The following is an 8,878-nucleotide window of genomic DNA, read 5'->3' as shown; positions in this document are numbered from 1 at the left end:
AGCAAGCTCGCTCCCACATTTGATCGCGCTCCCCTGTGGGAGCGAGCTTGCTCGCGATGAGGCCAGTGCAGGCACCCGATGACCTACAGTTCGCCCATTACCCGCCCGGCAAACCCGAACACCCGGCGATGCCCGGCCAAATCCACCAGCTCCACCTCGCGGCTCTGGCCCGGTTCGAAGCGCACGGCGGTGCCGGCCGGGATGTTCAGGCGCATGCCGCGGCTGGCGGCGCGGTCGAAGGTCAGGGCGTCGTTGGTTTCGAAGAAGTGATAGTGCGAGCCAACCTGGATCGGCCGGTCGCCGCTGTTGGCCACGTTCAGCGTGAGGGTGCGGCGGCCGACATTGAGTTCGATGTCGCCGGGCTGGACCTGGTATTGGCCTGGAATCATTGCGGTTGCCCCAAAGTCTTGTAGTAAATGGCGGTCGGGGTGTAGGTCCCGTCCGGGCTCTGGCAGTAGTCGGGCAGTTCACCGACGCGGATGTAACCCATGGCGCGGTAGAACGCTTCGGCTTCGGAGCCCGCCTCGGTATCGAGGTACAGCAGGCCGCGCTTGTGCTGGCGAGCGCCGAGTTCCAACGCGCTCATCAATTGCTGGCCCAGCCCCCGGCGGCGCGCGTCGCCGCGCACCAGCAGTTTTTGCACTTCGGCGCGGTTGAGTCCGTTGGGCTTCTGGCACAGGGCAAGCTGCACGCTGGCCTGCACTTGCTCATCCTTGACCACCACCCACAGCAACAGGTTGCCCTGGTTGAGACTGGCCTGGACCTCGTCGAAATAGGTACGGGCCTGGGCCGCATCGAGGTCGGCCATGAAGCCTACGCTGGCGCCGTAGCCCACGGCATCGAGCAACAGATCGATCAGGCCCTGGCGATAATGCGCAAAGCTTTCAGCGGGGACTCGACGCAACTGGGCGGCGTTCATCGGTTATCACTCCTTGTCGACGGCAGGCGGTAGCGCCCCTGGGTTGAGGATCAACTGCATGAAAGTCAAATCCAGCCAGCGGCCGAATTTGGTGCCCACCTGAGGCATCTGCCCGGTGGTGATGAAACCGGCCCGCTCATGCAGGCGAATCGAGGCCGCGTTGGCGCTTTCAATGGCCGCGACCATGACGTGTTTGCCGCATGCCCTGGCGCGCTCGATCAGGGCCGTCATCAACAGTGAGCCCAGGCCGTTGCCGCATTGGTCGTTACGTACGTACACCGAATGCTCCACGGTGTGCCGGAAACCGTCGAAGGGTCGCCAGTCGCCGAACGAGGCATAGCCGAGCACGTTATCTTCGTCATCGACCACCACCAACACCGGATAGCCTTGCGATTGTCGGGCGCTGAACCAGGCCTGGCGATTGCCCAGGTCCACGGTCTGTTCGTTCCAGATCGCCGTGGTGCGCAGCACCGCGTCGTTGTAGATGTCACGGATCGCGGGCAAGTCGGCGTGCCGGGCGTCACGAATGTCATAGGTCATGGCGCAATCTCACGCGATCGGCTGGTGGACGGTGACCAGTTTGGTGCCGTCGGGAAATGTCGCCTCGACCTGTATCTCCGGAATCATTTCCGGGATGCCCTCCATCACCTGTTCACGGGTCAGCAGCGTGGTGCCGTAGTGCATCAGCTCGGCCACGGTCTGGCCGTCGCGGGCACCTTCGAGCAGGGCGGCGGAGATATAGGCCATCGCCTCCGGGTAGTTGAGCTTCAAGCCGCGAGCCAACCGCCGCTCGGCGACGAGGCCGGCGGTGAAAATCAGCAGCTTGTCTTTTTCGCGTGGGGTCAGGTCCATGTGCAATCCATAAGGGCAGATAAAAATTCGGGCTCAAAACAGGTTCCTGCGGGAACGAACCTGTGGGAGCAAAGCTTGCTCGCGATAGCAGCGCCTCGGTCGATCGGAGGGGCTGCGTTATCGTTCATCGCGAGCAAGCTTTGCTCCCACAGAAAAGTCATTGCTTGCACTCCATTGCTCCCACAGAAAAGCCAATTCAGGTACTCCAGATTCTCGGTGGTAGGGCTTCTCTTCCAAGCAATGCCGGCCTGAGCAAACGCCACAATTCAATCAACCAACCCCGCGCCAGCAGCGCCTCGCTCGCCAGGCACCGGGCCACGACCAGGCCGGGCAACTGGGTCAGATCACCGCGCACGTCATGGCCCAGTGATCGACACCGCTCCAGCAACGGGCTGTCAATCTCACCAGTCACCAGCAGCGTGGCGAACACCGGATCGCCGCCCAGCCCAATGGGCGAGTCGAGCAATCCGTCACCGCCCACAATGCGCTGGCGTTCATGCCAGAGCAACTGCCCGTCGCGGCGAATGTCCAGCCGTGACTGGAAGTGCCCCAGGTCAAATCGCTCACCGCTGGCCGGCCGACCGAGGGCCACCATGTCCCAGTAAAACAGGCGCCCGTCACCCTGCAGGTCGATGCGGGTGCTGAGCTCGGCCTGGGCGGCGCTGAAGACGATGGTTTCCTGGGGCAGCCATTCCAGGATCGCCCCCGCGGCCACGCTCAGGTTCAGTTGCTGATAAGCCGGGCCGGCGGCGCGATACCATTTGGCCGCGCCGGGACTGGTCAACTGCGCCCAGGCACCGGGGCCGACGTGGGCCGTGATGTCCAGCCGGTCACCGCCGGCAATGCCGCCGGGCGGGTGGACGATGATGTGCTGGCACACTTCGGGGCCTTCGGCGTATAGGTGCTTTTGCACCCGCAGCGGACCTTTGTGGCGGCGCTGCACCGGGCGCGAGCAGTCACCGAACCGGGCGTAACCCAGCTCCAGCTCGGCATGCCAGCTGGGGGTGAACAGGGCCGAAGGGGGCAGTGAGGAGACAGGTAGGTTCATGATTTCTGATTATCGTTAGAGCGCTACAGACTAGATCGTAACCAGGCCGCGCACACCCTCGGCTTCCATATTTTCTCCGCGCCCCTGCTGCACGATCTCGCCCCGGGACATCACCAGGTATTGATCGGCCAGCTCAGCAGCGAAGTCGTAGAACTGCTCCACCAGCAAAATCGCCATGTCGCCCCGGGCCGCCAGTTTCTTGATGACCACGCCGATCTCCTTGATCACCGACGGTTGAATGCCTTCGGTGGGCTCGTCAAGAATCAACAGGCGCGGGCGGCTGGCCAGGGCCCGGCCAATGGCGAGCTGCTGTTGCTGACCACCGGACAGGTCACCGCCACGGCGTTGTTTCATTTGCAGCAGCACCGGGAACAAGTCGTAAATGAACGCCGGCACTTCCTTGGCCTCGGCAGCGGAAAAACGCGACAGACCCATCAGCAGGTTCTCTTCCACCGTCAGCCGGCCGAAAATCTCCCGACCCTGGGGCACGTAGGCAATGCCGGCGTGTACCCGTTGGTGCGGCTTGAAGGTGGTGATGGGCTTGCCTTCCCAGTTCACCGCGCCTTCCTTGGCCGGCAACAGGCCCATCAGGCATTTGAGCAGGGTGGTCTTGCCCACGCCGTTGCGGCCCAGCAGGCACGTCACCTCGCCGACCTTCACGTCGAACGACAGGCCGCGCAGGATATGGCTACCGCCGTAGTATTGGTGCAGCTTGTCGACTTGCAGCATGTCTTAAGTCCCTCTCAAGTCCCCTGTGGGCGCAATAGCTTTCTGTGGGAGCAAAGCTTGCTCGCGACAGCAGCACCTCGGTCCATCAGAAGGACCGCGTTATCGTTCATCGCGAGCAAGCTTTGCTCCCACGGGCCCGCTCCCACAGGGGGAATGTATTTGCAGGCTACCGACCGAGATACACCTCGATCACCCGCTCATTGTCCTGCACCTGCGCCAGCGACCCTTCGGCCAGCACGCTGCCCTGGTGCAACACCGTGACGTGGTCGGCAATCGCGCCGACGAAGCCCATGTCGTGCTCCACCACCATCAGCGAGTGCTTGCCTGCCAGGGATTTGAACAGCTCGGCGGTGAACTCGGTTTCGGCGTCGGTCATGCCCGCCACCGGTTCATCGAGTAGCAAGAGTTGTGGGTCCTGCACCAGCAGCATACCGATCTCCAGGAACTGCTTCTGTCCGTGGGACAGCAGGCCGGCGGCGCGATTGACCGAGGTCGTCAGGCGGATGGTCTCCAGCACTTCGCTGATGCGGTCATTCTGCTCGCCGGTCAGTTTCGCCCGCAGGCTGGCCCATACCGACTTGTCGGTTTTGAGCGCCAATTCGAGGTTTTCGAATACGCTCAGAGCTTCGAACACCGTGGGTTTCTGAAACTTGCGGCCGATGCCGGCCTGGGCGATCTGCACTTCGCTCATGCTCGTCAGGTCCAGGGTTTCACCGAACCAGGCCTTGCCGTGGCTGGGCCGGGTCTTGCCGGTGATCACGTCCATCAAGGTGGTCTTGCCCGCGCCGTTGGGGCCGATGATGCAGCGCAGTTCACCGACGCCGATGTACAGGTTCAGAGCATTCAGAGCCTTGAAACCGTCGAAGCTGACGCTGATGTCTTCCAGGGTCAGGATGGTGCCGTGACGGGTGTTCAGGCCCTTGCCGGCGGCCTGACCGAGGCCGATGGCGTCGCGGCTGCTGCCTTGATCTTTGTTGGGGTCCAGTATGGGTTCGAGCATGAAATCGGCAGTTGGAGTGATTCTCATGATTCGCCCCTTTTCTTCAGTAACCCGATCACGCCTTTAGGCAGATACAGCGTCACGACGATGAACAGCGCGCCAAGGAAGAACAGCCAATACTCGGGAAACGCCACGGTGAACCAGCTCTTCATGCCGTTGACCACGCCGGCGCCCAGCAGCGGCCCGATCAGCGTGCCGCGCCCGCCAAGGGCCACCCACACGGCGGCCTCGATGGAGTTGGTCGGCGACATTTCGCTGGGGTTGATGATGCCCACCTGCGGCACGTACAGCGCTCCGGCCAGGCCGCACAAGACTGCGCTCAACACCCAGACGAACAGCTTGAAGCCACGGGGATCGTAGCCGCAGAACATCAGGCGGTTTTCCGCATCGCGCAGGGCGGTCAGCACTCGGCCGAACTTGCTGCGGGCCAGGCGCCAGCCAATGAACAGGCTCGCCACCAAAAGCAGCACCGTGGCCAGGAACAACACCGCCCGGGTGCCCGGTTCGGTGATGCCAAAGCCCAGGATCGAGCGGAAATTGGTGAAGCCATTGTTGCCGCCGAACCCGGTTTCATTGCGGAAAAACAGCAGCATCCCGGCAAACGTCAGGGCCTGGGTCATGATCGAGAAATACACGCCCTTGATCCGCGAGCGGAAGGCGAAGAAGCCGAACACCAGCGCCAGCAAACCCGGCGCCAGCACCACCAGGCACATGGCCCAGAGGAAGCTGTCGGTGCCGCTCCAGTACCAGGGCAGCTCGGTCCACGACAAAAAGGTCATGAACGCCGGCAAGCCGTCACCGGCGGCCTGGCGCATCAGGTACATGCCCATGGCATAGCCGCCCAGGGCGAAGAACAGGCCGTGGCCCAGGGACAACAGGCCGGCGTAACCCCAGACCAAGTCCAGCGCCAGGGCAACGATGGCGTAGCAGAGGATCTTGCCCACCAGGGTCAGGGTATAAGCCGAGACGTGCAGCGGGTTATCCACCGCCAACAGTGATAGCAGCGGCAGGCTCAACAGCGCTGCCAGGATCACCACGCCGACGGCGACGGTGACTTTGGGGCCGGCCTTTTGCGCGGCCGTGAGCATCAGGGGCTGGTTCATCAGTCGATTACCCGTCCTTTGAGCGCGAAGAGGCCTTGCGGACGCTTCTGGATGAACAGAATGATCAGCGCGAGGATCAGGATCTTGCCGAGCACGGCGCCGATCTGCGGTTCAAGAATCTTGTTGGCGATGCCCAGCCCGAACGCGGCGAACACACTGCCGGCCAACTGGCCGACGCCGCCGAGCACCACCACCAGGAACGAGTCGATGATGTAGCTCTGGCCCAGGTCCGGGCCGACGTTGCCGATCTGACTCAAGGCCACGCCACCGAGCCCGGCGATGCCCGAGCCGAGGCCGAACGCGAGCATGTCCACGCGGCCGGTGGGCACGCCGCAGCAGGCGGCCATGTTGCGGTTCTGGGTCACGGCACGCACGTTCAGGCCCAGGCGGGTCTTGTTCAGCAGCAGCCAGGTCAGCACTACCACGAACAGCGCGAAAACAATGATCACGATGCGGTTGTAGGGCAGCACCAGGTTTGGCAACACCTGGATGCCGCCGGACAGCCAGGCCGGGTTGGCGACTTCAACGTTCTGCGCGCCGAACACCAGGCGCACCAGTTGGATCAGCATCAGGCTGATGCCCCAGGTGGCGAGCAGGGTCTCCAAAGGGCGCCCATAGAGGTGCCGGATCACCGTGCGCTCCAGGACCATGCCAATGGCGGCGGTGATGAAAAACGCCACCGGCAGCGCGATCAGCGGGTAGAACTCGATGGCGTTTGGCGCGAAGCGCTGGAACAGCATCTGCACCACGTACGTGGAGTAGGCGCCGAGCATCAGCATCTCACCGTGGGCCATGTTGATCACACCCAGCAAGCCGAACGTGATCGCCAGCCCGAGCGCAGCCAGCAGCAGGATCGAGCCCAGGGACATGCCGCTGAAGGCCTGGCCCAGCAGTTCGCCGACCAACAGCTTGCGCTTGACCTGGCCGAGGCTGGTTTCGGCGGCGGTGCGCACCGTGGCGTCAGTTTCAACGCCGGGTTCGAGCAGGCCTTCGAGGCGGGTGCGGGCCAACGGATCGCCGGTTTCCCCCAGCAGCCGCACGGCAGCCAGACGAACCGACGGGTTGGGGTCCACCAGTTGCAGGTTCGCCAACGCCAGGCTCAGGGCCGCATGCACGTCTTCGTCCTGCTCGCCGGCCAACTGCCTGTCGAGAAATGCCAGTTGGGCCGGGCGGGCGCTTTTTTGCAGTTGCTGGGCGGCGCTCAAGCGCACGCTGGCGTCAGCGGCCAATAGTTGATGGCTGGCCAGGGCGGTTTCAATCAACCCTCGCAAGCGGTTGTTCAGACGCAGAGTCTTGGGCTGGCCGTCGACGGTCAACCGGCCTTGTTGCAGGGCATTGATCAGTTCGACACGCTCAGGTTCCGGTTGCGCGGCCCAGGCTTCCAGTAACCTGGCTTGCTGGGGCGGCTTGGCAGCGACGAAATCTTCGGCGTCACCGGCGTGGGCCTCCAGTGGCAACAGCAGCACCAGGGCGAGGATCAGGCGGTAAAGGGCGGTGGGCATATGCTTGGCCTTGCGCAGTGCTTTTTGTGGGAGCGGGCTTGCTCGCGAAGGCGGTGTGTCAGACGACTCAAATGTTGAATGTGAATCCGCATTCGCGAGCAAGCCCGCTCCCACAAGGGAGTTGTGTCGGTCCTGGGATCCAGGACCGACACCCATGGGCTCAGTTGCTCTTCACCGCATAGTCAGGCTTCTTGTCGTTACCTTCGATGAACGGGCTCCACGGCTGGGCGCGGATCGGGCCTTCGGTCTGCCAGACCACGTTGAACTGACCGTCGTCCTGGATCTCGCCGATCATCACCGGCTTGTGCAGGTGGTGGTTGGTCTTGTCCATGGTCAAGGTGTAGCCCGACGGCGCATCGAACGTCTGGCCGGCCAGGGCTTCGCGGACTTTGTCGACGTCGGTGGACTTGGCTTTTTCAACAGCTTGGGCCCACATGTGAATGCCGACGTAGGTGGCTTCCATCGGGTCGTTGGTCACCGCTTTGTCAGCGCCCGGGAGGTTCTTGGCCTTGGCGTAGGCCTTCCAGGCGTCGACGAACTTCTTGTTGGTCGGATTATCCACGGACTCGAAGTAGTTCCATGCCGCCAGGTTGCCCACCAGCGGCTTGGTGTCGATACCGCGCAGCTCCTCTTCGCCCACCGAGAACGCCACCACCGGTACGTCGGTGGCTTTCAGGCCCTGGTTCGCCAGTTCTTTATAGAACGGCACGTTGGAGTCGCCGTTGACCGTGGAGATGACCGCGGTCTTGCCACCGGCCGAGAATTTTTTGATGTTGGCCACGATGGTCTGGTAGTCGCTGTGGCCGAACGGGGTGTAGACCTCTTCGATGTCCTTGTCTGCCACACCTTTGGAATGCAGGAACGCACGCAGGATCTTGTTGGTGGTGCGCGGGTAGACGTAGTCGGTGCCCAGCAGGAAGTAGCGCTTGGCACTGCCGCCTTCTTCGCTCATCAGGTATTCCACCGCCGGAATCGCCTGCTGGTTCGGTGCCGCGCCGGTGTAGAACACGTTCGGCGACATCTCTTCGCCTTCGTATTGCACCGGGTAGAACAGCAGGCCATTGAGTTCTTCGAACACCGGCAACACGGATTTGCGCGACACCGATGTCCAGCAGCCGAACACCACCGCGACCTTGTCCTGGGTCAGCAACTGGCGGCCTTTTTCCGCGAACAGCGGCCAGTTCGATGCCGGGTCCACGACCACCGCTTCGAGCTGCTTGCCGTTGACCCCACCCTTGGCGTTGATCTCGTCGATGGTCATCAGCGCCATGTCCTTGAGGGACGTCTCGGAGATCGCCATGGTGCCGGACAATGAATGCAGGATGCCGACCTTGATGGTTTCGGCAGCCTGGACGGTCCAGGCCATGCCCATCGCGGCAATGCTTGCCGAGAGTGTAAAAGCCTTGATCAAGCTACGACGCTTCATTGTGCGATCTCCGTGCAATTATGAGTTTTTTTCGATGGCAGATGCGGACGCTGAAGGGGCTTTTGCAAGGGGTGTGCCCGGTTGGAGAAAGGCTTGGGAATGCGGGGTTGGGGCGGCGGAGTAAAAGTGCAGACGCACCATCAATGAACGCAGCAAGGGTGCTGGTGCGATCAGATGCGCCACATTGGGGCGCAGATACCACTGTCACCCGATATCAAATGTGGGAGCGGGCTTGCTCGCGAAGGCGGTGGGTCAGTCACAGGGATGTTAAATGTGCTGCCGTCTTCGCGAGCAAGCCC

General features: G+C 62.6%; 10 protein-coding genes. All 10 read right to left on the bottom strand.

What is annotated here, in order from left to right:
- Positions 1-83: 83 nt before the first annotated feature.
- The gene (locus AAIS01_RS24065; RefSeq protein ID WP_343471015.1) at positions 84-389 is read right to left on the bottom strand and encodes an urease subunit beta; all 306 of its coding nucleotides are present in this window, start codon (positions 387-389) and stop codon (positions 84-86) included.
- Positions 386-919 (bottom strand): GNAT family N-acetyltransferase, encoded by a 534-nt coding sequence (locus AAIS01_RS24060; protein WP_343471014.1) that lies wholly within the window; start codon positions 917-919, stop codon positions 386-388. The genes AAIS01_RS24065 and AAIS01_RS24060 overlap by 4 nt, the downstream gene beginning before the upstream one ends.
- Before the next feature lie 6 nt (positions 920-925).
- The gene (locus tag AAIS01_RS24055) at positions 926-1,459 is read right to left on the bottom strand and encodes a GNAT family N-acetyltransferase (protein WP_092395838.1); all 534 of its coding nucleotides are present in this window, start codon (positions 1,457-1,459) and stop codon (positions 926-928) included.
- Between the two features lie 9 nt (positions 1,460-1,468).
- Complete coding sequence (gene ureA, locus AAIS01_RS24050; protein ID WP_047227360.1) at positions 1,469-1,771, bottom strand: urease subunit gamma; 303 nt, start codon at positions 1,769-1,771, stop codon at positions 1,469-1,471.
- 196 nt (positions 1,772-1,967) lie between these two features.
- Positions 1,968-2,819: an urease accessory protein UreD gene (locus tag AAIS01_RS24045; protein WP_343471013.1), complete on the bottom strand. Its 852-nt coding sequence runs from the start codon at positions 2,817-2,819 to the stop codon at positions 1,968-1,970.
- Positions 2,820-2,849: 30 nt separating this feature from the next.
- Positions 2,850-3,548 carry an urea ABC transporter ATP-binding subunit UrtE gene (gene urtE / locus AAIS01_RS24040; RefSeq protein WP_343471012.1) on the bottom strand — a complete coding sequence of 233 codons (699 nt, stop codon included), beginning with the start codon at positions 3,546-3,548 and terminating at the stop codon, positions 2,850-2,852.
- Positions 3,549-3,714: 166 nt separating this feature from the next.
- Positions 3,715-4,575: an urea ABC transporter ATP-binding protein UrtD gene (gene urtD / locus AAIS01_RS24035; RefSeq protein ID WP_343471011.1), complete on the bottom strand. Its 861-nt coding sequence runs from the start codon at positions 4,573-4,575 to the stop codon at positions 3,715-3,717.
- On the bottom strand, positions 4,572-5,651 hold the full coding sequence (gene urtC, locus AAIS01_RS24030; protein ID WP_343471010.1) for an urea ABC transporter permease subunit UrtC: 1,080 nt from the start codon (positions 5,649-5,651) through the stop codon (positions 4,572-4,574). The genes urtD and urtC overlap by 4 nt, the downstream gene beginning before the upstream one ends.
- A complete protein-coding gene (gene urtB, locus AAIS01_RS24025; protein ID WP_343471009.1) occupies positions 5,651-7,153 on the bottom strand; it encodes an urea ABC transporter permease subunit UrtB in 1,503 nt (500 codons plus the stop codon). Before urtB ends, urtC begins: the two co-directional genes overlap by 1 nt.
- 160 nt (positions 7,154-7,313) lie before the next feature.
- Positions 7,314-8,579, bottom strand: a complete 1,266-nt coding sequence (urtA, locus tag AAIS01_RS24020) for an urea ABC transporter substrate-binding protein (RefSeq protein WP_343471008.1) — start codon at positions 8,577-8,579, stop codon at positions 7,314-7,316.
- Positions 8,580-8,878: the final 299 nt, after the last annotated feature.

The sequence above is a fragment of the Pseudomonas halotolerans genome (genome assembly GCF_039581215.1).
In the GTDB taxonomy this organism is placed as follows: domain Bacteria; phylum Pseudomonadota; class Gammaproteobacteria; order Pseudomonadales; family Pseudomonadaceae; genus Aquipseudomonas; species Aquipseudomonas tehranensis.
Note: the sequence above shows the minus strand (reverse complement) of the source record. Positions and strands in the feature narration are given on the sequence as shown.